The sequence below is a fragment of the Streptomyces sp. NBC_00683 genome, assembly GCF_036226745.1.
In the GTDB taxonomy this organism is placed as follows: Bacteria; Actinomycetota; Actinomycetes; order Streptomycetales; family Streptomycetaceae; genus Streptomyces.
In genome coordinates this window covers 519,904-546,203 of the sequence record NZ_CP109013.1, presented here as the reverse complement: position 1 = coordinate 546,203, position 26,300 = coordinate 519,904, and the positions used below count along the sequence as shown (strand labels likewise).

Sequence of the window (26,300 nt, the reverse complement as noted above, 5' to 3'; positions counted from 1 at the left end):
AGCCTCCACCATGCCTCTGACCACCGACGCGTACGACAACGGCGACGACCTCTCCGCGTACACCGACTCCCTCATCGCCACCAAGGCCTCCCGTGTGGCGGACTTCGACACCCTCTCCTTCCAGGAGAAGGCCGGCGCACAGTTCCGTCGCGGCCAGATCCGGTACGTCGGCTCGGGTGCCACCGGCAACCACGAGAGCGACAGCCGGATCCTCCCGTCCGGCGGGTTCACCTTCTCCAACATGCTGCTGCCGCCCGGCGCCGAAGGCCCGGCCCACACCCACCACGACGTCGAAGAGGCCTTCTTCGTCCTGGAGGGCGAGGTCAAGGTCGGCATCCACCGCGGTCCCGACGAGGCCGAGTACCGCACCCTCGGCTACCGCGACATGATCGTGGTTCCCGCCGGTGTGACCCGTTCGCTCAAGAACGAGGGCGACACCGACGCCCTGTTCTGCGTCGTCATCGGCACGCAGAAGCCGCAGGTGCCGACCTACCCCGAGTACTCGCCGATGCACGGCGTCACCCGTGGCTGACCAGCCCCCCGCCGACGCACGCACTGTCGTCGTCACCGGTGCGGGCCGTGGCCTGGGACTGGCCATGGCCCGCCGGGCCGGCGCCGACGGCTTCCGGGTCGTCGTCGCCGAACTCGAACGGGAACGGGGCGAGCACGCCGTGGCGGAACTGTGCTCGGAAGGCATCGACGCCCGCTTCGTGCGCTGCGATGTGGCCGACCCCGACTCGGTGGCCGCGCTGGCCGCCGCCGTACGCGAGATCGGCCCCGTGTACGGCCTGGTCAACAACGCGGCCCTCGCCAACGGTGTGGGCGGCAAGGAGTTCCAGGACATCGACATCGAGGTGTGGGACCGGCTGATGGCGGTCAACGCCCGCAGCCCCTGGCTGGTGGCGAAGGCGCTGTACCCGCTCTTCGCGACACCGGGACGGATCGTCAACATCGCCTCGGACGCCGCGCTGTACGGATCCCCCCGCCTCGCCCACTACATCGCCTCCAAGGGTGCGGTCATCGCACTCACCCGGGCCATGGCACGCGAGCTCGGAGACAAGGGGATCACCGTGAACGCGGTCGCCCCCGGGCTCACCGAGTGCGAGGCGACCGCGACCGTGCCCGCCGAACGGCACGACCTCTACCGCATGAACCGGGCCATCTCCAGGCCGCAGCAGCCGGACGACCTCACCGGGATCGTCTCCTTCCTGCTCGGCGAGGAATCCCGCTACCTGACCGGACAGGTGATCGCCGTCAACGGCGGCTTCACCATGAACTGAACTGCAGGAGACACGAGTTATGGATCTGGGACTCGCCGACCGCACCATTGTGGTCACCGGCGGCAGCTCGGGCGTCGGCCTGGCCACGGTCCGCGCTTTGCTCGACGAGGGAGCCCGCGTCGCCACCTGCGGCCGTGACGCCGACCGGCTCGCCAAGGTGGCGGCCGACCTCGGCACCGGGCACGACCGCCTCCTGACCGGAGTCTGCGACGTCCGCGACGCCGACGCCGTGCGCGACTTCGTCCGCCGCACCGCCGAGGAGTTCGGAGGCATCGACGGACTCGTCAACAACGCCGGTCAGTCCCGGATGAAGGGTCTCGACGACTCCACCGCCGAGGACTGGCGCGACGAGCTGGAGCTGAAGTTCGCCGGGGTGCTCAATCCCCTGCAGGCCGCGCGCCCGCACCTCGCCGCCTCCGGCGCGGCGAGCGTCGTCAACATCAACGCGGTACTCGCCAAGCAGCCCGAGCCCCGGCTGATCACCACGAGCGCCGCCCGGGCAGGCATCCTCAACCTCTCCAAGTCCCTGTCGGCCGAACTCGCCGGCGAGGGCATCCGGGTCAACTCCGTCTGCCTCGGCCTCATCGACACCGGCCAGTGGACGAGGCGCTACGCGGCCGCCAACTCCGGCAGGAGCTACGAGGACTGGCAGGCGGAACTGGCCGCCGACCGCGGCATAGCACTCGGCCGGCTCGGCCGGGCCGAAGAGGTCGCGTTCGCCGTCCTCACCCTGCTCTCGCCCCTCGCCTCGTACATCACCGGCACCAGCATCGACGTCTGCGGCGGCGTCGGCCGCTCCATCCTCTGAGGAGACACCATGCGTTACGACAACGGAGGCGATCTCCTCGTCGCCGTCCTGCGGGAACTCGGCATCGACACCGTCTTCGGCATCGTCAGCGTGCACAACCTGCCGCTCGTCGAAGCCGTCGACCGCGAACTGCGTTTCGTACCCGTGCGGCACGAAGCGTCCGCCGTGAACGCCGCCGACGCCTACGGACGTGCCCGCGGCACCCTCGGCTGCGCACTGACCTCCACCGGCACGGGAGCCGGCAACGCGGCCGGATCGCTGATCGAGTCGCTCAGCGCCGGCAGTTCCGTCCTGCACATCACCGGCCAGGTGGAGAGCGAATTCCTCGGCAGCGGACGGGGATTCATCCACGAGACCAAGGACCAGCTCGGCATGCTGAGGGCGGTCTCCGCCCACGCCGCGAGTGTGCCGGACGCCGAGCAGGCGGGCCGCATCCTGCGCGAGGCGGCCCGCGCGGCGCTCACCGCACCGGGCGGACCGGCGAGCGTGGAGTGGCCGATCGACCTCCAGTTCGCGGCGCAGACCGACGAGCCCGCCGAGCTCCCCGCAGCCGCCGTACCGGCTCCCACGGAGAGCGAACTGGCCGCGGCCGGCGCCCTCCTGGCCTCCGCCCGACGCCCGCTGGTCTGGGCGGGCGGCGGCGCCGCAACCGCCGGCGGCGAGCTCGCCGGGCTCCTGGAGGCGACCGGAGCGGGACTGCTGACCTCGAACTCCGGTCGCGGTGCCGTGCCCGAGGACCACGAGCAGGTCATCGGCAACTTCGCCACCAGCCCCGCGGTCCGCGCCCTGCTCGCGGACGCGGACGTGCTGCTCACCATCGGCACGCACTTCCGCTCGAACGAGACAGCCGACTACACGCTGGAACTTCCCGGGGCGCACATCCAGATCGACATCGACAAGGACGCGCTGGGCCGGGTGTACCCCGCCACCCACGCGCTCCACGGCGATGCCGCAGCCGCCCTGACCGCCCTGCTGCCGCACACCCGGCCCGCGGAGAGCGGCTGGACGGACCGCGTGGGCGCCGTACGCACCGAGGTGCGGGCGCTCCTGCACGACAACATCGGACCCCAGGCCGCGATCTGCGACGCGATCCGCGCGGCGCTGCCCCGCGAGGCGGTCGTGGCGCGCGACGTCACGATCCCCTCCAGCAGCTGGGGCAACAGGCTGCTGGAGATGTACGACCCGCGGGACAACGTCTTCCCGCGCGGCGGCGGCATCGGACAGGGGCTCGGCATGGGCATCGGTGCGGCGCTCGCGCGGCCCGACGCACCCACGGTCGTCATCGCCGGCGACGGCGGACTCGCCGTCCACCTGGGCGAGCTCCTCACCCTCGCCCAGGAACGGCCCCGGCTGACGCTGATCGTCTTCAACGACGCCGGCTACGGAGTGCTGCGCAACATGCAGGACCGCTACAGCGAGCGCCGCTCCGGGGTGGACCTGGCCACTCCCGACTTCGAACTGCTGGCCCGCGCCTGCGGATTGCCGTACCTGCGGATCGCCGCCGAGGAGCACGCCGGCCCGGTGCTCGGCGAGGCCATCGCCTCCGAAGGACCGACGCTCGTCGAGGTCGATCTGGCGGCACTCGGCCCGATGAAGGTCCCGTTCACCCCGCCCGTGAGGATCCCGGGCCAGTAGCCCGGTCGCGCGTACTGCCGGTAAGGAGGCAACAGGCCATGAGCGAGCATTCGCTGCAGCTGGTCGTCCATCGAATGACCTGGGAGGCGGAGGGCGTACTCTCCGTCGAACTGACCCACCCCGACGGCAAACCCCTGCCCGCCTGGACGCCCGGCGCGCACCTCGACGTCCATGTCGGGGGCCAGGTACGCCAGTACAGCCTGTGCGGCGACCCGAACATGCCGGACGTCTACCGCATCGGTGTGCTCAACGAGCCAGCCTCACGGGGCGGTTCGAGGTTCGTGCACACACAGCTGCGCCCCGGGCAGCCGGTCACGGTCTCCGAGCCGCGCAACCACTTCGCACTGGAGGACGCCGACGCCTACCTGTTCGTCGCCGGAGGCATCGGGATCACTCCGCTGCTGGCGATGGCCGGGGAGGCGGCCCGCAGGGGGACCGCCTGGCGGATGGTCTACGGAGGCAGGGGGCGGGCGTCGATGGCGTTCACCTCGGAACTCGCCGCGCTCGGCGGTGATGTCACGCTCGTCCCGCAGGACGAGCTGGGTCACATCGATCTGGATGCCGCGCTCGCACAGCTGCCCGAGGGCACGCTGGTGTACTCCTGCGGTCCCGAGCCCCTGCTCGCGGCCGTCGAGGCACGCTGCCCCGAGGACCGGCTGCGCCTGGAGCGGTTCGCCGCGCCGACCGTGGAACGCACCGGTGACGACGAGGAGTTCGAGGTGGAGTGCCGCACCTCGGGCGTGACCCTCACCGTCGGCGCCGACACCTCCATCCTCGACGCCGTCGAGGCTGCCGGGATCGACGCACCGCATTCGTGCCGCGACGGCATCTGCGGGTCCTGCGAGACCCGGGTGATCGAGGGCACCCCCGACCACCGCGACTTCCTGCTCAGCGAGGCCGAACGTGCCACCTGCGCCACGATGATGATCTGCGTCTCGCGGTGCGCCTCACGGAGCCGGCTCGTCCTCGACCTGTGACACCTTCCCCCGCACTTTCAGGAGACACCGTGACCGACACCTGGCCTTACCTCGACATCCATCAGTCCCGTACGCACGAGCCCACCCCGTACGAGTACAAGCTCGCCGCGACCCTCGAGGAGGTCTTCACCGAGGAGGGCCACGAGCTGGCCGACGTGGTGCGTGGACTCAACGCCCGCCAGGTCCACGCCGGCGACGGCACACCGTGGACCGAGGAATCCTTCCGTGCCGAGATGAACCGACTGGGAGCCTGACCATGACGCTGACGTCCTCCGCCACGGCGGACCACATCTACGCCACCGGCCTGCGCAACCAGTGGCACCCCGTCGTCCCCTCGCACTTCGTCGCCCCCGGCGCGATGCGCAAGGTGACCGCGCTCGGCGAGCAGTGGCTGCTGTTCCGCCGCTCCGACGGCGCCCTGTCCATGCTCGCCGACCGCTGCCCGCACCGCGGCGCACCCCTGTCGCTCGGCAAGCACCTCGGCGACCGGGTCGCCTGCTGGTACCACGGCGTCGAGGTCCAGTCCGACGGGACGGTCTCCTCCGTTCCGGGTCTGCCGGGCTGCAGCCTGGAAGGCAAGAAGCTGGTCACCTCGCTCCCGGTGCGCGAGGTCGCGGGTGCGATCCTTGCCTACTTCGGCGACGAGGAGCACCCGGAGCCGGCCGAACTGACACTCCCGGAACCGCTGACGGACCCCGGGGTGGACGCGTTCCTGTGCTACGCGGAGTGGGAATCACCGTGGCGCTACGCCGTGGAGAACCTCCTCGACCCGATGCACGGCGCCTTCCTCCACCACGATTCGCACACGATGTTCGACGGTGACACGACGGCCAAGTTCCGCATCCGGGAGACCGGGCGCGGCTACTTCTTCGAGAAGACCGACCAGCGCGGCGTCAACTTCGACTGGGTGGAGCTCTGCCGCACCGGCGTGGACTGGGTCGACCTGTCCATCCCCTACCCGCCGTCGGCCGGTCCCGGCGGACCGTTCGGGATCGTGGGCATGGTCTGCCCGGTGGACGAGCGGCGCAGCGGCGTCTTCTTCTGGCGCTACCGCCGGGTCGAGGACTGGCAGCGCGCGTCCTGGCGCTTCCTCTACCGGACGCTGATCGAGAAGCGCCACTGGGAGGTCCTGGAGCAGGACCGCGTCATGCTGGAGGCCATGCCGGCCGACGCCGATCAGCAGGAGAACCTCTACCAGCACGATCTGGGTGTGGTGCGGCTGCGCCGGCTGTACCGCGCGGCGGCCGAGGCACAGTCGTCGGCGGGCGCCTGAGCCTGCCGCGACAGGAGCCGGGCCGGGCGCGACGGGTGTGACGACCGCGCACCCGGCCCTCCGCTGCTCGGGCCCGGTTCTCAGAACTCGACGGACTTCGCGTCTGCTGGGTGGCCAGGGCCCCCGGGTCGCGTCGGTCTCGCCGTACGGGAATCCTGCTGGGCCGCGAGCGTTGAATCATGCGTGAGCCCTTCGATCGCAGCGACCCGCTTCTCGTTCCTGGACCGCTCCCGCACCCGGGAGGGACACGACGGTCCGCAGGCGCTGCGCGACACCGTCCGGCTGGCCGGAGTGGTCGAATCTCTCGGATTTCACCGTTTCTGGGTTTCGGAGCACCACAGCGTGCCGGGCGTGGCCGGATCCGCGCCTACCGTCCTGGCCGCCGCCGTCGCGGCCGCCACCTCCGTCATCCGTGTGGGCACGGGCGGAGTGATGCTCCCCAACCACCAGCCGTTCGTCGTCGCCGAGCAGTTCGGCGTGCTCGCCTCGCTGTTCCCCGGGCGGATCGACATGGGGCTCGGGCGCTCGGTCGGCTTCACCGACGGCATCCGCAGGGCACTGGGCCGGGACAAGCAGGACGCCGACGACTTCGCGGGGCAGCTCTCCGAACTCCTCGGCTGGCTGGACGGCACCCAGCAGGCCCATCCCCAGGTGCACGCCCGGCCCGCCGAGGGGCTGCGCATACCCCCGTACGTCCTCGCGACCGGCGAGGGTGCGTCGATCGCCGCTGCGGCCGGGCTGCCCCTGGTGGTGGGCGACCTGCGTGGCCGGGAGAAGCTGCTGCACGCGGTCGACGTCTACCGCAGGGAGTTCCGGCCCTCGGCCTGGGCCCGGGAACCGTACGTGGTCGTGGCGGGGACGATCGCTGTCGCCGGGACGGCCGAGGCAGCCAGGCGGCTCCTGGTCCCCGAGGCCTGGTCCATGGCGTACGCGCGCACCCACGGCACGTTCCCGCCGCTCGCCCCGGCCGAGCGGATCGAGCAACTGGCGATGACCGAGAAGGAGCGGAGGCTGTTCGAGAGCGGGATGCGCGGCCACCTCGCGGGCACGGAGGAGACGGTCGCGTCCGAACTCGAGCTGGTCATCAAGGAGACGGGCGCGGACGAAGTGCTGGTCACCACGAGCACGTACGACCGTGAGGCTCTCGAGGACTCGCTGCGACGGCTCGCGCGGACAGCAGGGCTGAGCGGGACGGGCACCGCGCCTGCCGGCGGGACCGCCGGCAGTGCGGAGTGACCGGGGTGTCGAGGGCTACTCGAACCGCGCGGTGTCACCCGCTCCGCGGCGTACGATCTCGAGTTCGCCGTTCGAGAAGTCGATGACCGTGGTCGGCTCGGTGCCGCAGTCGCCGGAGTCGAGCACGACGTCCACCACGTGGTCGAGGCGTTCCTTGATCTCCCAGCCCTGCGTCATCGGCTCCTCCTCGTCGGGCAGGAGCAGCGTGCTGGAGAGCAGCGGCTCACCGAGTTCGGCGAGGAGCGCCTGAGCGACGGCGTGGTCGGGAATCCGGACGCCGACCGTCTTCTTCTTCGGGTGCAGCAACTGCCGCGGCACCTCTTTGGTGGCGGGGAGGATGAAGGTGTAACTGCCGGGGGTCGCCGCCTTGATGGCGCGGAAGACGTCGTTGTCGATCTGTACGAACTGGCCCAGCTGTGCGAAGTTCTGGCACACCAGGGTGAAGTGGTGGCGATCGTCGAGATTCCGGATCGACCGGATCCGCCCGATGCCGTCGCGACTGCCCAACTGGCAGCCCAGGGCGTAGCAGGAGTCCGTCGGGTACGCGACGAGCGCACCGGACCGGATGCTGTCGGCCACGCTGCTGACGGTGCGTCGCTGGGGATTCTCGGGATGTACGTCGAAATACTTCGCCATTCGCCGAGTCTAAGGGCTCGGGGCGGTCCCGTTCGGCAACAGCCGGTAAGGGCTGGAGCGACCGGACAGCACCGCGCCCCCGGAGCTCGCCGAGGAGCTCCGGGGGCGCACTGCTCGCTGTCAGGCGCCGGACGCGTCCAGCATGGCGGCGCGCTCGACGACCTTGATCCGCTCGCGGCCCTGCTCCGCTCCGAGCGCCTGCTCGTGGGCGTCCAGGCGGTGCCAGCCCTCGCGGGTGGTGTAGCGGACGCCGCGCTGCTCCAGGAATTCGACGACCGCATCGGGCTCGGGCTGCTCGGGGGCGGGCAGCCGTCCGGCGGTGTGGTCCTCCAGGAGGCAGGCGACCGTCTCGTTCGCATCGCCCTTGGTGTGCCCGATCAGGCCGATCGGACCACGCTTGATCCACCCGGTGACGTACACCGAGGCCATCGGCTCCTCACCGCTCAGGACCCGTCCCGCGGCGTGCGGGACGGTACCGGAGGCCACGTCGAACGGCAGCTTCGGCAGCTCCTCCGAGTAGTAGCCGACCGCGCGGTAGACGCTCTGCACGTCCCAGTCGGTGAAGCTGCCCGTGCCCCGGACGTTGCCGGTGCCGTCCAGCTCGGTCCGCTCGGTACGCAGGGCGGCGACGCGGCCGTCCTCGCCCAGGACCTCCACCGGGGACTCGAAGAAGTGGAGGAACAGCTTGTGCGGACGGTCGCCCGCGTCCCGGATCGCCCAGTTCTCCAGCGTGGAGGCGACCATGTTGGCCTGCTTGTTCTCCCGCCGGGTCGCGATCGAGCCGTCGTCGTAGTCGATGTCCTCGGGGTTGACGATGACCTCGATGTTGGGGGAGTGGTCCAGCTCGCGCAGCTCCATCGGGCTGAACTTGGCCTGGGCCGGACCCCGTCGCCCGAACACGTGCACCTCGAGCGCCTTGTTCGCCTTGAGGCCCTCGTACACATTCGCGGGGATCTCCGTGGGGAGCAGCTCGTCCGCCGTCTTGGCGAGCATGCGCGCCACGTCGAGGGCCACGTTGCCCACGCCCAGCACGGCGACCTTCTCGGCCTCCAGGGGCCAGGTGCGCGGCACCTCGGGGTGTCCGTCGTACCAGGCGACGAAGTCGGCGGCGCCGTAGGAGCCGTCGAGCTCGATCCCCGGTATGTCCAGGGCGCGGTCCGCGTCGGCGCCCGTGGAGAAGATCACCGCGTCGTAGAAGCTCCGCAGGTCGTCCAGGCCGATGTCGTTGGGGTAGTCGACGTTGCCGAACAGCCGCAGCTGCGGCTTGTCCAGGACCTGGTGCAGGGCCTTCACGATGCCCTTGATCCGCGGGTGGTCCGGGGCCACGCCGTACCGGATCAGGCCGAAGGGGGCGGGCATGCGCTCGAACAGGTCGATCGATACACCCGGGTCCTGGGCGGCCTCGGATTTGAGCAGCGCGTCCGCTGCGTAGATTCCGGCAGGACCGGCTCCGACGATGGCGACGCGGACGGGGCGTGTCATGGAGTGTAGTTCCTTTGGGCGGCTGGTCAGGGGCAGGATGCGGCGGAGTAAGGCTTGGCTTACTACGCTCCGCCCCACGGTATGCCCTGCGCCTGAGCGACCCTGGAGCGGGGCAAGTGTGCAATTCGGATATAGATGTGTATATAGACATCAAAGGTGCGCGAATATGTGAGCGGAAATTGCGTGAGCCCCATGGGGGCACCCGGACGCGAGCCGTCCTCCGGTGTCCCGCGTGCCCCGGACCTTCCGGGGAAGCGTGAGGGGGCGAACGACGCAGGACTTCGACGAGAGGAGCACGTGTCATGCCGATCGAGGGTGAGTACGAGCCGAGTCCGACGCCGTGGGTGCGTGAGCAGGTCGAGCTCATCGAGAGTTCGGGCGGCACGCAGGGGACCACGTTGCGCGGCATGCCCGTCATCCTCCTGACCACGCGCGGCGCCAGGAGCGGCAAGCTCCGCAAGACGCCCCTCATGCGGGTCGAGCACGACGGCCGCTACGCCGCGGTCGCCTCTCTCGGCGGCGCCCCCAAGCACCCCGTCTGGTACCACAACGTGGTCGCCGATCCCCACGTGGAGCTGCGGGACGGCACCGTGCGGCAGGACATGGTCGCCCGTGAGGTCACCGGTGAGGAGAAGGCCCTGTGGTGGGGCCGTGCCGTGGAGGCATTCCCCGACTACGCCGACTACCAGACCAAGACCGACCGCGAGATCCCCGTGTTCGTCCTGGCGCCGGCCGGAGAGCGGTAGCGCCACCGTCGCTCGGAGAGCATTCCCCGGGGCCGGGCGCCTACCAGGACATCGCCCCGACCCGGGAGGCGATGCGGTCGCGGTCCCAGGCGCCGTCCGCGACCAGCACCCGGTAGCGGCGGGTCATCGTCTCACCGGGTGCGAGGACCAGTTCGTCGTGGAAGGCGAACGACGGGGCCACGGCGGCGAACGGGGTGTTCCGCACGAACCAGTGCGCGGGATGAGCCCCGCCCGCGCCGGTGTGGTCGTTCTCGGGGGAGTGGACGAAGACGAGCGTGGCGTGGCCGTCCACCCCGTCGTGCTCACCGCTGTAGGCCAGCCAGTCGGCCTGCTTCCCCATGAGCTCCGGGCCCTCGCCGTCCGGTGCGAGGATCCGCCCGTCGCGGAAGGCGCGCGGCCCGCGCCAGAACAGTCCCGTGTACCCCGCGCCCGGACGGCCGTGCGTCGTCGGGCTGCCGAGGCGCAGCGGCTCCTCGCGCCGGTTGGTGACCGCTGACGACCACGTCAGCGCCCAGCTCCCGGTCGCCGCGTCGACATCGTGCACCTCGACACGACGGGCCTCCTCGGCCCAGACCTCGCCGCTGTGCGGATGCCAGGTCAGCCGCTCGGTGATGCAGGCCCCGCCGTCGTGCACCGACACCTCGTCGAATCCGCGGTGCGCCATCGAACCGACGCGCTCCGGCAGGGCGAGATAGCCCTCACCGTGCACATAGGTGTTTCCGCCCCACAGATTCTGTCCCGACAGATGCGAGGCGGTCATCTGCAGACCCTTGTGCCAGCGGTGGTCGTTGGGGCGGTAGTCGGTCACCACCCGGCCGGACAGCGTGCGCAGGGGATGGATGTACGGTTTCGGCGCCTCCCAGGGAGCCTCGGCCCGGTACACGTACCGCAGCAGTTCGACCCCGCTGCCGGCGACGGACACGGCGAGGTGGTCGCCGTGCACATGGGTGAGCTCCACGGTCCCCGTCATGCCGTGACCTCCACGGACTCCGCCGTCGACCGGGGAGCCCAGCCGGGAGCGTCGCCGTGCAACGCGCCGTAGAAGGGATCGCCGGGACCGATCTCACCCGCCCGGACCGTTGCCCCGGTGAAGGCGGCCTTGTAGAGGGCTGTGACCAGTTCCAGACTCTTGCGGCCGTCGGCGCCGCTGCTGCGGGGCCTGCGCCCGGCCCGCAGATCCTCCAGCAGCCCGCGCAGCTGTGCCTCGTGCGAACTGGGGACGTCCGCTCCGAAGTCCTGCCAGGAGGCTGCCTGCGCGGAAGGGACTCCGGGTGCGGGCGTGATCCGCCAGTCCGCGTTGCGATGCCCGTACAGATGAGTGAGCTCGACCGTGGCGTGCTCGCAGTCGATGCGGATCCGGCTGACCTCGTCCGGGCTGAGCACGCTGTTCACGACCGTGGCCATCGCACCGCTCTCGAAGCGGATGAGCGCCGTGGAGACATCCTCCGTCTCCACGTCGTGCACCAGCCGCCCCGCCATCGCGCGGATCTCCGTCCACGGGCCGAGCAGATCGAGCAGCAGATCCATCTGGTGGATGCCGTGCCCCATGGCGGGACCGCCGCCCTCGCTGCTCCAACTCCCGCGCCAGGGGACGGCGTAATACGCCTCGTCGCGGTACCAGGTCGTCTGGCAGTGGGCCACCAGGGCCCTGCCCATTGCCTGTTCGGCCAGCAGTTCCCGCACATGGCGGGAGCCCGACCCGAATCGGTGCTGGAAGACGATCGCCGCGTACGGCCCGCCGTCCTCGGGGCCCTCGGCCGCCTCGATCGCGTCGAAGTCCTCCAGCGAAGGACAGGGCGGCTTCTCGCACCACACCCATGCCCCGGCCCGCAGCGCGGCAACGGTCTGATCGCGGTGGAACCGGGGCGGGGTGCAGAGGGTGACCAGGTCGGGCCGCTGTTCGGCCAGCATGGCGGACAGGTCCGTGTACGGGTGGGGGATGCCCGCGTCCGCGCAGAACGCCTCGGCCGACGCCGCGTCGACATCGACCGCGGCGACGATCTCCAGCGGCTGTCCGGCGGCGAGCGCGGTCAGCGCCGGCAGATGGCTGCCCCGCGCGATCGCGCCCGTGCCGACGATCGCGACCCGGACCGGTCCCCGGTGTGAAGGGCGGCTGGGCATGACGTACCCCCTGGAGGATCACCTGTCGGATGGCAAGCGCCCGATAGCAAGCGCTTTCTCTCCAGGGAAACCTAGGCTCCGTACGCGAGCCGGGTCAAGTGCCCGGCGCCGCGTACGCGGAGGTCAGGCCTTCAACAGCTGGGGCAGCCGGGCGAGTTGCACCGCCTGCTGGAACGGTCCGCCGCCCTCGTGGTCGTTGAAGTCGTACACCTCGATCTCCTTGTCCGGGTGGGCGTACGCGTTGAAGGCGGCGAAGACCGTGGACGGCGGGCAGGTCTGATCCTCGAGGGCGACCGAGAACAGTGCGGGCGCCCGGCCGCGGGCCGCGAAGTGCACCCCGTCGAAGTAGGCCAGCGTCGCCCTCGCCTGTTCGGCGCGCCCCCGGTGCGTCTTGAGGTAGTTGCCGATCTCGCGGTAGGGGAGCCTGTCGGTCAGGCTGATCGCCCGGGGGAAGTCGCAGAGGAACGGGACGTCCGGTGCGACGGCCGCCAGGTCGGGTATCAGCCCGCCGACCGCGATGGCGAGCCCGCCGCCCTGGCTCGCACCGATCGCTGCGGTGCGCGACGCGTCCGTCAGCGGGTGCGAGCGGGCCGCCTCCACGGCACGTACCGCGTCCGTGATCAGCCGCCGGTAGTAGTACGCCTCGGGGTCCTCGATACCCCGGGTCATGAACCCCGGCAAGGACGGCCCGCTCCCCACGGGGTCGGCCGTGTCACCCGGTGCCCAGCCACTTCCCTGGCCCCGGGTGTCCATCACGAAGTGGGCCATGCCGGCCGATGCCCAGAGCAGGTACGAATGCGGCAGCCCGCGCCCGCCCCCGTACCCGATGAACTCGACGACCAGGGGCAGCGGTCGCGTGGTGCCCGCCGGCATGACGAGCCAGCCCCGGACCGGATGTCCGCCGAAGCCGGCGAACGTCACGTCGTAGACATCGACCGTGGTCAGACCGGTGTCGGTGCGCAGTTCGAATCTGGCATCGAGGTCGTGGGTTCTGGCCTCGTCGAGGGTGGCCGACCAGAAGGCGTCGAAGTCGGCCGGCTCCTCCGACCCGCTGCTGTAGGTGCGCAGTTCGTCAAGGGGCAGATCGAACAGGGCCATGCGGGACCGCCTTTGTCGCAAAGTCGATAGGAATGATCACACCGTACGACCGGCTGGGCGTCAGTCAAGATCTTGTCTTTTCCACCACGGGCACAGCGCGGCCCCGGGCTTCGGTACGCGGAACGGCGCCGCGTGCACGGTCCACGAGGCGGGGGAGCGGCTCCAGGGCGCGTCGCCGTCGCGCGCCCCGCAGGGCGGCGGTATTGCGCCGGCTGCACGGCCACGACACAGGCGCCGACCGGCCGGAGACGCGGGAAATCGCGTTGCCCGACCGGCCGGCGCCTGCCACGCTTCCGGCATGCCCGATACAGAAAACCGCAGTTCGCACCAGGTGGCAGCGCTCTTCTCGCACGGCCGCCTGACGGCGATCCCCCGGAAGGTGGCCCGCCGCGAGCAGCTGCTGGCCCACCTCGCCGACACGCTCTTCGAGCACGACCGCGCCTACACCGAGCGCGAGGTCAACGAGGCGCTCCTCACCGTGCACGAGGACTGCTCGGCCCTGCGCCGCTATCTGGTGGTCGCCGGGCTGCTGGTCCGCCCGAAGGACGGTAGCAGCTACCGGCGGGGCCGCTGAGAGCCTTGTCGAGGCACAGTCGGCTGTCCGGCAGGTGAGATGATCTCCTCATGGGGAGACGTTCGGGCATGTGCGCCCGGTGCGAGAGACATCGTCGGCTGAGGGGCGGGACCTGCCGCAGGTGCCGGTCCGCGGAACATCGGGCGGACCGGGCCGAAGCGGCCGCGGACATCGGCGAGACCGCTGTGGAGATGGGCGCCCTGGGGGCGTTGGGGCGCGTGTTCCGCGCCTTCCTGCGGGCTCTGCTCGACTGACCGGTCGGGTCCGGGCTCAGTTGAGGGTGTCGGGGTCCGGGCCCGTGCGCATGCCCCGGTCGAGGCCGGCGATCGCGTCCATGTCCGCGGGCGAGAGCTCGAAGTCGAAGACGTCGATGTTCTCCCGGATGCGCGCGGGCGTGACCGACTTGGGGATCACGACGTTGCCGAGCTGGAGGTGCCAGCGCAGGACCACCTGGGCGGGCGACTTCCCGTGGCGCTCGGCGATCGCGACCAGTGCGCTGTCGTCCAGCAGCGCGCCCTGCGCCAAGGGGCTCCACGCCTCGGTGGCGATGCCGTGCTCGGCGTGCAGGGTGCGCAGCTCCTCCTGCTGAAGGCCCGGGTGCAGCTCGATCTGGTTCACGGCCGGGACGAGGGAGCCGGCGTCGATCAGGCGGCGCAGGTGGGCGGGCTGGAAGTTGGACACTCCGGCGGCCCGGATCCGGCCGTCGGCCAGCAGCTTCTCCAGTGCGCGCCAGCTGTCCGGGTAGAGGTCACGGGCGGGCGTGGGCCAGTGGATGAGGTAGAGGTCCACATAGTCGAGGCCGAGCTTGGCCAGGCTCGCGTCGAATGCGGCGAGCGCCGAGTCGTACCCCTGGTCGGCGTTCCACAGCTTCGTGGTGACGAACAGTTCCTCACGCGGGATCCCGGAGGTGGCCAGGGCGCGGCCCACGCCGGTCTCGTTGCCGTACACGGCGGCGGTGTCGATGGAGCGGTAGCCCGCGTCGAGCGCGCCGGACACCGCTGCGGTGGTCTCGTCGTCGGGAACCTGGAAGACGCCGAAGCCGAGCTGCGGAATCGTGATGCCGTTGTTGAGGGTGACGGTGGGGACCGTGGACATGGGAGACCTTCCTGGGGTGCCGGACCGGCCGGACTGTGTCGATCTGCGTACGATGATTACTGGCGTCGACAATAATTGCATGCGCGGGTTAATGGCAAACGCGGGTAAGTCGGCGGGCTTCCTGGCGTCCTCGGGGCACGGTAGGAGCCGCCGCGGCGCGACGCACGCGGCCCGGGACCGTCCGGGCCGGGGCCATGTGCTGAACTGTCCGGGAAACAGCGGATCCAGGAGCACCCTTGAACAGCTATCACCACCCCGGCCTCGTCCTCACCGACCGACGGTTCACGGTCCCTCTCGACCACGCGGATCCCGGCGGCGAGACGATCGAGATCTTCGGCCGGGAGGTCGTGGCGGCTGCCAAGTCGGACGAGGACCTGCCCTGGCTGGTGTACCTGGAGGGCGGTCCCGGCTTCGGTGCCCGCAGATTCATCGGTACGGAGGCATGGCTGGGACGGGCGGTGCGGGAGTTCCGCGTGCTGCTCCTCGACCAGCGCGGCACGGGGCTCTCCACCCCGGCCACCCGGCAGACCCTTCCGTTGCGCGGGGGGCCGCGCGAGCAGGCCGACTACCTGGCGCACTTCCGCTCCGACAGCATCGTCCGGGACTGCGAACTCATCCGGCCCCGACTCACCGGCGGTGCGCCCTGGACGGTTCTGGGCCAGTCCTTCGGCGGCTTCTGTGCCGTCCGGTACCTGTCCGCCGCCCCTGAAGGGCTCAAGGCCGTCCTGATCACCGGCGGGCTGCCTTCCCTGGACGCCCATGCCGACGACGTCTACCGGGCCGCGTATCCGCGGATCGAGCGGAAGGTCGCGGCACACTACGCCCGCTACCCGCAGGACATCGACCGCGCCCGCGCGATCTCCGCGTACCTCTCCGAGCACCGCCCCACGAGCGGCGGGCACCGCCTGACACCCGAAGGGTTCCAGTCCCTCGGCATCCTGCTGGGCGGCGGGAACGGCAGCCACCAGCTCCACCACCTCCTGGAGAACGCCTTCGTCGGCGGCCCGCACGGCATCGAACTCTCCGACACCTTCCAGGAAGCCATGCGTACGGCCACGTCGTTCGCGGGCCACCCGCTGTACGCCGTGATGCACGAGGCGATCTACGGGCAGGGCAGCCGGCCGACCGGCTGGGCCGCCGAACGCGTCCGCGCCGAATTCCCGCAGTTCGACGCCGCGTCGGTGGGCGACGGCCCCGTGATCTTCACCGGTGAGAGCATCCACCCCTGGCACTTCGAGGTCGATCCCGCGCTGCGCCCTCTGCGCGAGACGGCCGAACTCCTCGCCGCCCGGACCGACTGGCCCGCCCTGTACGACACCGAGCGGCTCGCGGCCAACGAGGTGCCCGTCGCCGCGGCGGTCTACCACGACGACATGTACGTGGACACGGAGCATGCGCTGCGCACGGCCGCCGCGATCCGCGGCCTCCGTACCTGGGTGACCAGTGAGTTCGAGCATGACGGCCTGCGGGCGGGAGGGCCACGCGTCCTGGACCGGCTGCTCGCACTCGTCCGGGGCGAGAGCGACCGGTAACCCCCCGCCGCGGGCAGGTCAGCGCTGCAGGGCGTCCAGCGTCGCGTCCAGGTCGGCCGCGGTGCGCGGCGCACGGTTGTGCGGGAGCTTCGACAGCGCCGCCGCCATGCCGCAGGTGTTGGTCACCGCGGAGAAGACGAGACCGGAACCGATGCCCGCCGACAGCCAGCGTGCCGCCGGGAAGCGCCTGCCCGCGAGCAGACCGGCCACCACGAGCGAACCGGCGGCGAGCCGCACCTGGCGCTCCATGGGCCAGGTGGCGCGGCCGCCCTCCGGACGGTCCAGGCCGTGCCCGTCGCCCGCCCAGGCGGACGTGCCGCCGGTCAGCGTGACGGCTTCGATGTCGGCCCGGGCGAGGACCTCGCAGGCCTTCGTGGAGCGGACACCGGATGCGCACACCACCAGCAGGGAGCCGCGGGCTGAGGCGGACTTGAGCGCGGGTACCGCTTCGCCGAGCCGGTCGAGCGGAACGTTCAGGGCGCCGGGGACATGCCCCGAGGCGTACTCACCGGGCGCCCGCACGTCGATGACGGTGAACTCCTCCAGCCGGGCTGCGGCCTGGGCGGGGGAGAGGGAAGCGGGACTGGTCACGAGCGGGTTCCTTTCGTTCGTTCAACCGGGGCGCGGAGGGCGGCGGGGCCTCACTCACCCCGCGCGCCAGAATACCCACCGGGGTATGGCGGGCAGAGGTGGCTCGGCACGACCTGTCTCGGTCGGGCAAGCGGCTCCCCTGACTCACCCTGCCCTGATCCGTTCCCGGAATGCGCGAGGTCGCGGCCGTCCGTGGACTGCCTTCCGGGTGTAACGCGGGAGTGGGGTCCCCTCTTCCCGGCGGGGCCGGATTCCGCAGCCGATTGACAAAGTCGTTTGCTGATTCTGCAATGGAGTCATGAAGGAACAGAGTCAGGACGACCCCGAAGTCGATGCCGTACTCACCGGAGTGGGCCCCCGGCTGCGCCGGCTCCGCAAGGACCGGGGGGTGACGCTCGCCGCGCTCTCCGAGGCCACAGGGATCTCCGTGTCCACCCTGTCGCGGCTGGAATCCGGTGGCCGGCGCCCCAGTCTCGAGCTGCTGCTTCCCATCGCCCGCGCCCACGAGGTGCCGCTCGACGATCTCGTGGGGGCGCCGCCCGTGGGCGACCCGCGGGTCAGGGCGAAGCCCATCGTGCACGGCTCGAGAACCTCGCTGCCGCTGACCGGCCGGCCGGGCGGTCTCCAGGCGTACAAGGTCATTCAGGAGGCACCCTGCACGGAGGAGCCCGAGCAGCGCACCCATGAGGGGTACGAGTGGCTCTACGTGCTCAACGGGCGGCTGCGGCTCAAGCTCGCCGAGCACGACCTGGTCCTGGTGCCCGGAGAGGCGGCGGAGTTCGACACCCGGTTGCCGCACTGGTTCGGGCCCGTGGGTGACGAGCCGGTCGAGTTTCTCAGCCTGTTCGGGCCGCAGGGCGAGCGCATGCATGTCAGGGCGAGACCGAAGCGTGCGTGAAGGAGCTGTCGCCGACCGGTGCCGGGTGTTCCCAGACGGGCAAGCAACCGCTTAGTATGCGCCGGAGCAGTGGTAATGCCGACAGTGTTGTGGAGGCCCCTCATGCAGGCATGGCGAGTGCACCGGAACGGCGAGCCGAGCGAGGTGATGGAGCTCGAAGAGACGGACCGGCCCAGTCCCGGACCGGGGCAGGTGCTGCTCGAGGTGCGCGCGGCGAACATCAACTTCCCCGACGCGCTGCTCTGCCGCGGCCAGTACCAGGTCCGGCCCCCGCTGCCGTTCACCCCGGGTGTGGAGATCTGCGGCGTGACGGAGGACGGGCGCCGTGTGCTCGCCACCCCCGCTCTCCCGAACGGCGGCTTCGCCGACTACGTCGTCGCGGACGAGGCGGCCCTGCTGCCCGCCCCTGACGCCCTGGACGACGCGGAAGCGGCCGCACTGCACATCGGGTACCAGACCGGCTGGTTCGGACTCCACCGCCGCGCGCATCTGCAGGCGGGCGAGACGCTGCTCGTGCACGCGGCGGCGGGCGGCGTCGGCAGCGCCGCCGTCCAGCTCGGCAAGGCGGCCGGCGCCACGGTCATCGGAGTGGTCGGCGGACCGGAGAAGGCCGAGATCGCCCGTGGACTCGGCTGCGACCTGGTCATCGACCGCCGCAGCGAGGACATAGTCGCCGCGGTGAAGGAAGCCACCGCGGGACGCGGCGCGGATGTCGTCTACGACCCCGTCGGCGGCGACGCCTACGCCAAGTCCGTGAAGTGCATCGCCTTCGAAGGCCGCGTCGTCGTCGTCGGCTTCGCGAGCGGCGCCATTCCCACCCCGGGCCTCAACCACGCCCTGGTGAAGAACTACTCGATCGTCGGGCTCCACTGGGGCCTGTACAACACCAAGGACCCGGCAGCGGTCCGCGCCTGCCACGACGAGCTCACCAAGCTGGCCGCACAGGGAGTCGTCAAGCCCCTGGTCAGCGAGCGGCTCCCGATGGCCGACGCCGCGCGCGGCGTCCAGCGTGTCGCCGACGGTACGAGCACCGGCCGCATAGTAGTCCTGCCCGCAGGAGGTGCCCGATGACCACCATCGACGCAGCAGAGATCCGTCGGCGTACGCAGGAACTGCTCGCCGCACATCCGCCGGCCACGACGGACCGTACCGACTTCCTCAAGGCACGCTTCGACGCCGGTCTCGCGTGGGTGCACTACCCCGTCGGCCTCGGCGGACTCGACGCGTCGCGCTCCCTGCAGCCCGTCGTCGACGCCGAACTCGCCGCCGCGGGCGCCCCCGACAACGATCCGCGACGTATCGGCATCGGCCTCGGCATGGCGGCGCCGACGATCCTCGGCTACGGCACCGACGAACAGAAGCAGCGCTTCCTGCGCCCCCTGTGGGTCGGCGAGGAGGTGTGGTGCCAGCTCTTCAGCGAGCCGGGCGCCGGATCGGACCTGGCGGCCCTCGGCACGCGCGCCGTCCGTGACGGCGAGGACTGGGTGGTCGACGGGCAGAAGGTCTGGACGTCCAGCGCCCATGTGGCCCGCTGGGCGATCCTCATCGCCCGCACCGACCCGGACGTGCCCAAGCACCGGGGCATCAGCTACTTCATCTGCGACATGACCGACCCCGGTGTCGAGGTGCGGCCGCTGCGCCAGATCACCGGCGAGGCGGAGTTCAACGAGGTCTTCCTCACCGGCGTGCGCATCCCCGACAGCAGGCGCCTCGGCCCGGTGGGTGAAGGCTGGAAGGTCGCCCAGACCACCCTGATGAACGAGCGCGTCTCGATCGGCGGAGCCCGTATCCCGCGCGAGGGCGGCATGATCGGCACGGTCGCCAGGACCTGGCGCGAACGACCCGAGCTGCGCACCCACGACCTCCACCAGCGACTGCTCACGCTCTGGGTCGAGGCCGAGGTCGCCAGGCTCACCGGCGAGCGGCTGCGCCAGCAGCTCGTCGCCGGGCAGCCGGGCCCCGAAGGATCCGGCATGAAGCTCGCCTTCGCCCGCCTCAACCAGGAGATCAGCGGCCTGGAGGTCGAACTCCTCGGCGACGAAGGCCTGTTGTACAGCGACTGGACCATGCGCCGCCCGGAGCTCGTCGATTTCACCGGACGCGACGCCGGCTACCGCTATCTGCGCTCCAAGGGCAACTCCATCGAGGGCGGCACGAGCGAGGTCCTGCTCAACATCGTCGCCGAGCGCGTCCTCGGTCTGCCTGTCGAACCGCGCAACGACAAGGACGTCGCCTGGAAGGATCTCTCCCGATGACCGCACAGACCGAAGCAGCCCACGCTCCCGACCTTCTCTACTCGGAGACCGAGGAAGACCTGAGGTCCGCGGTGCGCTCGCTGCTCGCCGACCGGGCCGACGCGCCGACGGTCATCGCCGGTATCGAGTCCGACACGCCGTACGACCTGCGGCTGTGGGAATCGCTCGCCGCCGGCATCGGGGCGGCGGGACTGCTGGTCCCGGAGAAACTCGGCGGACAGGGGGCCTCCCACCGCGAGGCCGCCGTGGTCCTGGAGGAGCTCGGCCGCAGCGTCGCCCCCGCCCCGTATCTGACCAGTGCCGTCGTCGCCACGGAGATCCTCCTCGCGCTCGACACGCAGGACGGTCCTGTGGGCGAACTGCTCGGCGATCTGGCGGCGGGCCGCAAGGTCGCCGTCCTCGCCCTGCCGTTCGCCACGCCCGCCGCCGATGCCGCTGCGGCGATGACCGGCACTCTCGACCGTACGGTGACCGGTGTCGCCGAGGCGGTGGCGGCCGATGTGCTGCTGGTGCCCACCGCCGAGGGGCTGTACGCCGTCGACAGGGCCGGTGACGGCGTCACCGTCGAGTCGCTCGTTCCGCTCGACCTCACCCGTCCACTCGCGACGGTCACCCTCGCCGGGGCTGCCGGCACCAAGCTCGCCGAGGCCGGGCCCGCGGCCCTCGCCGTGGGGAGGGGGCTGCTGTCCGGAGCCGGACTGCTCGCCTCCGAGCAGCTCGGTATCGCCGAGTGGTGCCTGACCGAGACGGTCCGCCACACCCGCGAACGGCACCAGTTCAACCGGCCGGTGGGCTCGTTCCAGTCGCTCAAGCACCGGATGGCCCAGCTCTGGCTGGAGGTCGTCTCCGCGCGCGCGGCGGCCCGCAACGCCGCGGACGCGCTGGCGGCCGGCAGCCCCGACGCACCGCTCGCGGTGGCCGTGGCCCAGGCCTACTGCTCGAAGGTCGCGGTGCACGCGGCGGAGGAGTGCGTCCAGCTGCACGGCGGGATCGGGATGACCTGGGAGCACCCGGCACACCTCTACCTGAAGCGGGCCAAGGCCGACTCGATCGCGTACGGCACGGCGGGGCGCCACCGCGAGGCCGTCGCCGAGCTGGTGGAGCTGGCCGCACCGTAGGGCCTCTCGTCCGGATCGCACCAGGAGCGGGGGTACGTACTCACGTACCCCCGCTCCGTCGTGCCTGCCCCGGCCCCGACCTGCCCCGATCGCCTGGGTAACAGCAGACGCAGCGCAGTCGACGGGCGGACGACGACGGGTCCAACTCTTGGCAGGTACCTGCCTTTCGAGTCGTTCGCGGCCCCATACTCGTCGCGTCCACCCGCCCGCTCTGCCCGCTCACCGCTTCAGGGAGACCCCATGGCACACCTGACCCGCCGCAGAGTCGTCACCACCGCCCTGGCCACCGCCGCCGCAGGCGCCTTCATCCCCGCCCAGTCGGCAACCGCGGCGCCGGCCGCCCCCGCCGGCCGCCCCCACGGCCCGCGCCCCCTGACCCATGCCCACGCGCACAACGACTACCTGCACCCGCGTCCCCTCCACGACGCGCTCGCGCACGGGTTCACCAGCGTCGAGGCGGACATCTTCCTCGTCGACGGCGAACTCCTCGTCGCCCACGAGGAGGCCGGCCTCGACCCCACCCGCACCCTCACCTCGCTCTACCTCGACCCGTTGCTGGCCCGGGTCAGGGCGAACCACGGCTCGGTGTACGCCGGACACCGCCCCCCGCTGCAGCTGCTGATCGACATCAAGACCAACGGCGCCGCCACCTACCTCGCACTCGACGCGGTGCTCCGGCGCTACCGGCAGATCCTCACCCGCTTCAGCCACGGCAGGGTCCGCACCGGGGCGGTGACGCCCGTCATCTCGGGCGACCGCGCCGCTCGCGTACCGATGGAGGCACAGAGCACGCGCTACGCCTTCTACGACGGCCGGCTCGACGACCTGGGCACCGCGGCACCCGCCTCCTTCATCCCGCTCATCAGCAGCAACTGGACCCAGAGCTTCAGCTGGCTGGGCACCGGCCCCTTCCCCGCCGCCGAACGGGACAGGCTGCGCACCCTCGTCTCCGCCGCCCGCGCGAGCGGCCAGAGGGTCCGGTTCTGGGCCACGCCCGATGTGGCGGGGCCGGAGCGCGACGCCGTGTGGACGGAGCTCCTCGCCGCCGGCGTCGACCATCTGAACAGCGACGACCTGGCGGGGCTCGAAGCCTTTCTCCGCCACCGTGACCGGGACCGCCGCACCAGCCACTGACCGCTTCCCGGTGAGCGGCTCCGATCACCCAGCGTCAACACCCGTTCGGCGGACACGCCAGTCCGCCGGATGGCCCCTCCGCTGCGCCACACTGGCGGCCGAATGCCGCAATTCCGGCGCGGCGGAGGAGGTTGGCCATGGCCATTTCGATCTCACTGGTGCTGCTCCTGCTGATCCTTGCAGTGATCTTCCTGCGCAACGGCGGACTCAAGGTCTCGCACGCGATCGTCTGCGCCCTGCTCGGCTTCTTCCTCGCGGGTACGAGCATGGCGCCCACCATCCACGAGGGGATCGCAGCCACCGCGAACGTCGTCAGCGGTCTGAAGCCCTGACCCCACGCACTGTCCGGGTGCGGGAGAATGGCGGCTGACCGTGGCAGAGCGCCGCACCGGACCAGTGAGGGAACGCAGCGATGTCATTTCCGCCACCCGGACGGCAATCGGGCGCCGCCCACCACGAGTACTGCAACACGGCCCTGTGCTGCCGCTGCCAGCAGCGGCAGTGGACGACGAAGATGGGCGACGAACGCCTCTGCGGTCCCTGCGCCTCCTGCTGCCGTGACTGCGGCCGCGCTCCCGCCCCCCACCTGGACGGGCTCGACGACGGCCTCTGCGCCGAGTGCCGCGGCATGTGCGGCCGGTGCCAGCGGCAGCTGCCCCTCGCAGGCCCCTGCGTATGCCGCAAGTGGCGCGAGCGGGCCGGCGCCGACCCGGTGAACTACATCCTGCAGGCACTCCCGCAACCGCTGGTCCAGGCACTCGGCCACCGCACCCCGCAGTCCGTCCACGAACTGATCCACCGGGAACTCACCCGGCGGACCCCCGACCAGCTGCTGGACCGCCTCGAGCGCCGGTGGAACGTCCGATGGGCGCACGCCCTCCAGGAGAAGGACGAGGACGGCCGGCGCCGCTGGACGGCGCAGGAGGTCGCCGAAGCGCTGCTGAGCCCGGGCCACTGCACGAACCCGCAGTGCGAGGACGGCTACATGGTCACCACCGACACGCCGTGCGGACAGTGCCTGCGCCCCACCCACCGGTTCGTCACCTCCGTGGCCGACCGCACGTCGACCTCGTCCCACGCGAGGGAGACCGCTGCCCAGATCAGACGCGCCCTCCTGGAAGGCCGCTCGACCAAGCCCGGCAAGCCGCGTCCGCCGCGCTGACGCGCGTGCGGTGTGGTATAGGGGGGCTTATGCTGAATTAAGCGTGGCAATGAGCATCACGGCGTATGCCCCGTCATGAATGAGAACATCGAGGACTACGCCCTGATCGGGGACCTGGAGACTGCGGCGATGGTTGGCCGCGACGGGTCCATCGACTGGCTGTGCCTGCCGCGTTTCGACTCACCCGCTTGTTTCGCTGCCCTGCTCGGTACGGGCAGCAACGGGTTTTGGCGGGTTGCGCCCGTCGGAGCCGGCACGTGCACGCATCGCGCCTACCGCCCTGACACCCTCGTTCTGGACACCTTCTGGGACACCGCGTCGGGATCGGTGCGCGTGACGGACTTCATGCCCCCTCGTACGGGGTTTCCCTGCCTCGTGCGGATGGTCGAGGCGCTGTCCGGTTCCGTTCCCATGCGGAGCGAACTGACACCACGCTTTCACCAGGGCCGAATAATTCCATGGATGCATGCCAGCGAGCGCTTCACGGTGGCGACCGCAGGGCCCGACTCCACCTGGCTGGGCACGGACGGCCCCGTACAGGTGTCCGGTGGGCCGGACTCCACCGTCGGCGATTTCACGGTTTCGGCGGGGCGAGGGCTGACACTCCAACTGGTCTGGTCGCCGTCACACCTGTTGGACGCGCCTGCGGAGCTGCTGCTGCCCACGGAGACGATGCTCAAGGAGACCATCGGCTTCTGGCAGCGCTGGGCCTCCCGTTGTCGATACCGGGGACCATGGCGCGAAGCCGTTGTGCGGTCCTTGATCACGCTGAAAGCGCTGATCTACGCGCCGACGGGCAGTGTTGTCGCAGCACCCACCACGTCGCTCCCCGAACAACTGGGCGGAGAACGCAACTGGGACTACCGGTACTGCTGGCTGCGCGATTCCACACTTACGCTGTCCTGCCTGCTTCGAAGCGGCTACCGGGAAGAGGCGACTGCCTGGCTTGCCTGGCTGCTGCGCGCCACCGCGGGGGGCATGTCCGGTCTGCAGAGTGTGTACGGCCTGGGTGGCGAACGGCTGCTGCCGGAGACCGAGGCCCCCTGGCTGCCCGGCTACGAGGGATCCAGGCCGGTACGGTTCGGCAACGCCGCGGTGCAGCAGTTCCAGCTGGATGTGTACGGCGAAGTTCTGGACACCTTGTACTGGTCCCTCCGGGCGGGGATCGCGATGACGCCGCGCATGTGGAGTCTGGTGAAGGGCCTGATGGGATATCTCCAGGTCCACTGGCGGTATCCCGACCAAGGACTCTGGGAAGTCCGGGGGCCGCGAAGGCATTTCGTCCACTCCAAGATCATGTCGTGGGTGGCGGCGGACCGGGCGCTGCGCATAGGAGAGATGATCGGAAGGAACGGCAGTTCGAAGGAGTGGCGCGCCATGAGGGACACGGTGCACCAGGAGGTGTGCCGAGAAGGCTGGGACGGTGGGCGCGAGTCGTTCGTGCAGGCCTACGGCGGGACCGATCTGGACGCCTCGGCACTGCTGATTCCCCGACTGGGATTCCTGCCTGCCGGCGACGAGAGGGTACAGGGGACGGTCCGGGCCATGCGGGCACTCGACGAGGGCGGCTTCCTGCGCCGGTACATGCTCACAGGCCCCGGGGTGGACCGTGTGGACGGCATGCCGGGTTCCGAGTGCCCGTTCGTGGCGTGCTCGCTCTGGTACGCCGACGCACTGGCGGCCACCGGAGACCTGGACGCGGCCCAGGTGGTCTTCGAACGCGTGCTGGGTGTCCGAAACGATGTAGGGCTCATGTCCGAGCAGTGGGATCCGTCAGGGCACCGGCAATTGGGCAACACCCCGCAGGCCTTCAGTCACATCTCCCTGGTGGAGACCGCGTTCTCCCTGCAACGCCTGTCCCGCGATCACAGGGGCCGGGACGGTAAGGCATGGTCCTCGCACCGTGTCGCGGTGAGCAGCACCATGCCGGAATCTCCGTAGTCCGGCAGGGTGGGGTCGGCATCGATGCGGGTCACCTCCAGACGTCCACTGAATGGTGCGAACACTTCCGAGACGAGATCCCGGTCCACCGGACAGCCGGGCCACTGCGACGCCGGACCGATGCGGTACGTGGGCATGTTTTCCATGAAGGCGGCGATCAGGTGCCCGCCGGGTGCCACGGAGTGGGCGAAGAGCCGGCAGAATTCGGCGAACTCATCGTAGTCCTCGGTTGCGCCCTCGGCCACGAAGTGCATGGACGCGAGGCCGTAGGTGCCGGGGGCCACCGTCCGGATGTCGCCGCGGACGACACGGACCCCTCGCAGCGCCCCCGCCGGCGACGCGGGCAGGGCCGGATTCAGCCGTCTGCACAGCTCGTGGAAAGGCGACCAGGTCTCGTCCGGCCCCCTGGCCACCTGCCGGTTCAGATAGGCGACACACGGCGCACTCGCCTCCACGGCGTCGGTGTGCCGACTCGCTGCGGCGGCGAGCATGAGGGGATACAGGTTGGGGCCGGCGCCGAATTCCAGTGAACGGGCGATGCTGCCGGGCGCGAGGCGGCGGTAGAAGGCGGAGTGGTGAGCGATGACCGCCGCGTCGGAGGGATGCAGGTCACGGTAGTTCTCCGTGAGGTAGTCCTCGACGGGCCAGCTGTCCCAGTCGACGTGGTCGTTGAGTACCGGGTTCTCCCCGGCCGGATTTGCGGACACG

At 70.8% G+C, this 26,300-nt stretch carries 28 protein-coding genes; 20 read left to right on the top strand and 8 right to left on the bottom strand.

Going from position 1 to position 26,300, the window contains the following annotated elements; translation table 11 throughout:
* Positions 1 to 10: 10 nt before the first annotated feature.
* From OG257_RS02720 to OG257_RS02685, 8 genes are all read left to right on the top strand, one after another.
* A complete protein-coding gene (locus OG257_RS02720; RefSeq protein ID WP_053930186.1) occupies positions 11 to 532 on the top strand; it encodes a cupin domain-containing protein in 522 nt (173 codons plus the stop codon).
* The gene (locus OG257_RS02715; RefSeq protein ID WP_329204416.1) at positions 525 to 1,280 is read left to right on the top strand and encodes an SDR family oxidoreductase; all 756 of its coding nucleotides are present in this window, start codon (positions 525 to 527) and stop codon (positions 1,278 to 1,280) included. Before OG257_RS02720 ends, OG257_RS02715 begins: the two co-directional genes overlap by 8 nt.
* Before the next feature lie 19 nt (positions 1,281 to 1,299).
* On the top strand, positions 1,300 to 2,088 hold the full coding sequence (locus tag OG257_RS02710) for an SDR family oxidoreductase (protein ID WP_329204415.1): 789 nt from the start codon (positions 1,300 to 1,302) through the stop codon (positions 2,086 to 2,088).
* A gap of 9 nt (positions 2,089 to 2,097) precedes the next feature.
* Entirely contained in the window at positions 2,098 to 3,723 is a 1,626-nt protein-coding gene (locus OG257_RS02705; RefSeq protein WP_329204414.1) for a thiamine pyrophosphate-binding protein, read from the top strand.
* 38 nt (positions 3,724 to 3,761) lie between these two features.
* A complete protein-coding gene (locus tag OG257_RS02700; RefSeq protein ID WP_329204413.1) occupies positions 3,762 to 4,700 on the top strand; it encodes a PDR/VanB family oxidoreductase in 939 nt (312 codons plus the stop codon).
* A gap of 29 nt (positions 4,701 to 4,729) precedes the next feature.
* The gene (locus tag OG257_RS02695) at positions 4,730 to 4,954 is read left to right on the top strand and encodes a recombinase-like helix-turn-helix domain-containing protein (RefSeq protein ID WP_329204412.1); all 225 of its coding nucleotides are present in this window, start codon (positions 4,730 to 4,732) and stop codon (positions 4,952 to 4,954) included.
* 2 nt (positions 4,955 to 4,956) lie between these two features.
* Complete coding sequence (locus tag OG257_RS02690) at positions 4,957 to 5,973, top strand: aromatic ring-hydroxylating dioxygenase subunit alpha (RefSeq protein ID WP_329204411.1); 1,017 nt, start codon at positions 4,957 to 4,959, stop codon at positions 5,971 to 5,973.
* A gap of 183 nt (positions 5,974 to 6,156) precedes the next feature.
* On the top strand, positions 6,157 to 7,209 hold the full coding sequence (locus OG257_RS02685) for an MsnO8 family LLM class oxidoreductase (protein WP_329204410.1): 1,053 nt from the start codon (positions 6,157 to 6,159) through the stop codon (positions 7,207 to 7,209).
* Between the two features lie 15 nt (positions 7,210 to 7,224).
* Here OG257_RS02685 and OG257_RS02680 read toward each other — a convergent pair whose 3' ends face one another.
* Positions 7,225 to 7,845: an L-threonylcarbamoyladenylate synthase gene (locus OG257_RS02680; protein WP_329204409.1), complete on the bottom strand. Its 621-nt coding sequence runs from the start codon at positions 7,843 to 7,845 to the stop codon at positions 7,225 to 7,227.
* Between the two features lie 120 nt (positions 7,846 to 7,965).
* Complete coding sequence (locus OG257_RS02675; protein WP_329204408.1) at positions 7,966 to 9,327, bottom strand: FAD-dependent oxidoreductase; 1,362 nt, start codon at positions 9,325 to 9,327, stop codon at positions 7,966 to 7,968.
* A 302-nt stretch (positions 9,328 to 9,629) separates the two neighbouring features.
* On the opposite strand from OG257_RS02675, the gene OG257_RS02670 reads away from it, so the two are divergent.
* Positions 9,630 to 10,073, top strand: a complete 444-nt coding sequence (locus tag OG257_RS02670; RefSeq protein WP_329204407.1) for a nitroreductase family deazaflavin-dependent oxidoreductase — start codon at positions 9,630 to 9,632, stop codon at positions 10,071 to 10,073.
* A 40-nt stretch (positions 10,074 to 10,113) separates the two neighbouring features.
* On the opposite strand, the gene OG257_RS02665 is transcribed toward OG257_RS02670, so the two are convergent.
* The 3 genes from OG257_RS02665 to OG257_RS02655 all read right to left on the bottom strand — a co-directional run bounded on the left by OG257_RS02665 (position 10,114) and on the right by OG257_RS02655 (position 13,292).
* Complete coding sequence (locus tag OG257_RS02665) at positions 10,114 to 11,043, bottom strand: PmoA family protein (RefSeq protein ID WP_329204406.1); 930 nt, start codon at positions 11,041 to 11,043, stop codon at positions 10,114 to 10,116.
* Positions 11,040 to 12,194: a Gfo/Idh/MocA family protein gene (locus tag OG257_RS02660; protein ID WP_329204405.1), complete on the bottom strand. Its 1,155-nt coding sequence runs from the start codon at positions 12,192 to 12,194 to the stop codon at positions 11,040 to 11,042. Before OG257_RS02660 ends, OG257_RS02665 begins: the two co-directional genes overlap by 4 nt.
* 123 nt (positions 12,195 to 12,317) lie before the next feature.
* Positions 12,318 to 13,292: an acetylxylan esterase gene (locus OG257_RS02655; protein ID WP_329204404.1), complete on the bottom strand. Its 975-nt coding sequence runs from the start codon at positions 13,290 to 13,292 to the stop codon at positions 12,318 to 12,320.
* Positions 13,293 to 13,590: 298 nt separating this feature from the next.
* Here OG257_RS02655 and OG257_RS02650 point away from each other — a divergent pair, with 298 nt between their 5' ends.
* Both OG257_RS02650 and OG257_RS02645 read left to right on the top strand, forming a co-directional pair.
* A complete protein-coding gene (locus tag OG257_RS02650) occupies positions 13,591 to 13,866 on the top strand; it encodes a DUF2087 domain-containing protein (RefSeq protein WP_329204403.1) in 276 nt (91 codons plus the stop codon).
* Between the two features lie 50 nt (positions 13,867 to 13,916).
* A complete protein-coding gene (locus OG257_RS02645) occupies positions 13,917 to 14,120 on the top strand; it encodes a hypothetical protein (protein ID WP_329204402.1) in 204 nt (67 codons plus the stop codon).
* Positions 14,121 to 14,136: 16 nt separating this feature from the next.
* Here OG257_RS02645 and OG257_RS02640 read toward each other — a convergent pair whose 3' ends face one another.
* On the bottom strand, positions 14,137 to 14,961 hold the full coding sequence (locus OG257_RS02640) for an aldo/keto reductase (protein WP_329204401.1): 825 nt from the start codon (positions 14,959 to 14,961) through the stop codon (positions 14,137 to 14,139).
* Between the two features lie 236 nt (positions 14,962 to 15,197).
* Here OG257_RS02640 and OG257_RS02635 point away from each other — a divergent pair, with 236 nt between their 5' ends.
* Entirely contained in the window at positions 15,198 to 16,493 is a 1,296-nt protein-coding gene (locus OG257_RS02635) for an alpha/beta fold hydrolase (protein WP_329204400.1), read from the top strand.
* 18 nt (positions 16,494 to 16,511) lie between these two features.
* Here OG257_RS02635 and OG257_RS02630 read toward each other — a convergent pair whose 3' ends face one another.
* Entirely contained in the window at positions 16,512 to 17,084 is a 573-nt protein-coding gene (locus tag OG257_RS02630) for a rhodanese-like domain-containing protein (RefSeq protein ID WP_329204399.1), read from the bottom strand.
* A 298-nt stretch (positions 17,085 to 17,382) separates the two neighbouring features.
* Between OG257_RS02630 and OG257_RS02625 the strand changes: the two genes are divergently transcribed.
* The 8 genes from OG257_RS02625 (at position 17,383) to OG257_RS02590 (ending at position 25,592) form a co-directional block, all read left to right on the top strand.
* A complete protein-coding gene (locus OG257_RS02625; RefSeq protein WP_329204398.1) occupies positions 17,383 to 17,982 on the top strand; it encodes a helix-turn-helix domain-containing protein in 600 nt (199 codons plus the stop codon).
* A 102-nt stretch (positions 17,983 to 18,084) separates the two neighbouring features.
* Positions 18,085 to 19,053: an NADPH:quinone oxidoreductase family protein gene (locus OG257_RS02620; RefSeq protein ID WP_329204397.1), complete on the top strand. Its 969-nt coding sequence runs from the start codon at positions 18,085 to 18,087 to the stop codon at positions 19,051 to 19,053.
* Positions 19,050 to 20,237, top strand: a complete 1,188-nt coding sequence (locus OG257_RS02615) for an acyl-CoA dehydrogenase family protein (RefSeq protein WP_329204396.1) — start codon at positions 19,050 to 19,052, stop codon at positions 20,235 to 20,237. Before OG257_RS02620 ends, OG257_RS02615 begins: the two co-directional genes overlap by 4 nt.
* Positions 20,234 to 21,355, top strand: a complete 1,122-nt coding sequence (locus OG257_RS02610; protein ID WP_329204395.1) for an acyl-CoA dehydrogenase family protein — start codon at positions 20,234 to 20,236, stop codon at positions 21,353 to 21,355. Before OG257_RS02615 ends, OG257_RS02610 begins: the two co-directional genes overlap by 4 nt.
* A 240-nt stretch (positions 21,356 to 21,595) precedes the next feature.
* On the top strand, positions 21,596 to 22,489 hold the full coding sequence (locus OG257_RS02605; protein WP_329204394.1) for a phosphatidylinositol-specific phospholipase C/glycerophosphodiester phosphodiesterase family protein: 894 nt from the start codon (positions 21,596 to 21,598) through the stop codon (positions 22,487 to 22,489).
* Positions 22,490 to 22,626: 137 nt separating this feature from the next.
* Complete coding sequence (locus OG257_RS02600) at positions 22,627 to 22,821, top strand: hypothetical protein (RefSeq protein WP_329204393.1); 195 nt, start codon at positions 22,627 to 22,629, stop codon at positions 22,819 to 22,821.
* Positions 22,822 to 22,901: 80 nt separating this feature from the next.
* Positions 22,902 to 23,651, top strand: coding sequence for a hypothetical protein (locus tag OG257_RS02595; protein ID WP_329204392.1), 750 nt, complete (start codon positions 22,902 to 22,904; stop codon positions 23,649 to 23,651).
* 75 nt (positions 23,652 to 23,726) lie between these two features.
* Entirely contained in the window at positions 23,727 to 25,592 is a 1,866-nt protein-coding gene (locus OG257_RS02590) for a glycoside hydrolase family 15 protein (protein ID WP_329204391.1), read from the top strand.
* On the opposite strand, the gene OG257_RS02585 is transcribed toward OG257_RS02590, so the two are convergent.
* Positions 25,517 to 26,299, bottom strand: coding sequence for a class I SAM-dependent methyltransferase (locus OG257_RS02585; protein WP_329204390.1), 783 nt, complete (start codon positions 26,297 to 26,299; stop codon positions 25,517 to 25,519). The genes OG257_RS02590 and OG257_RS02585 overlap by 76 nt on opposite strands.
* Position 26,300 lies beyond the last annotated feature (1 nt).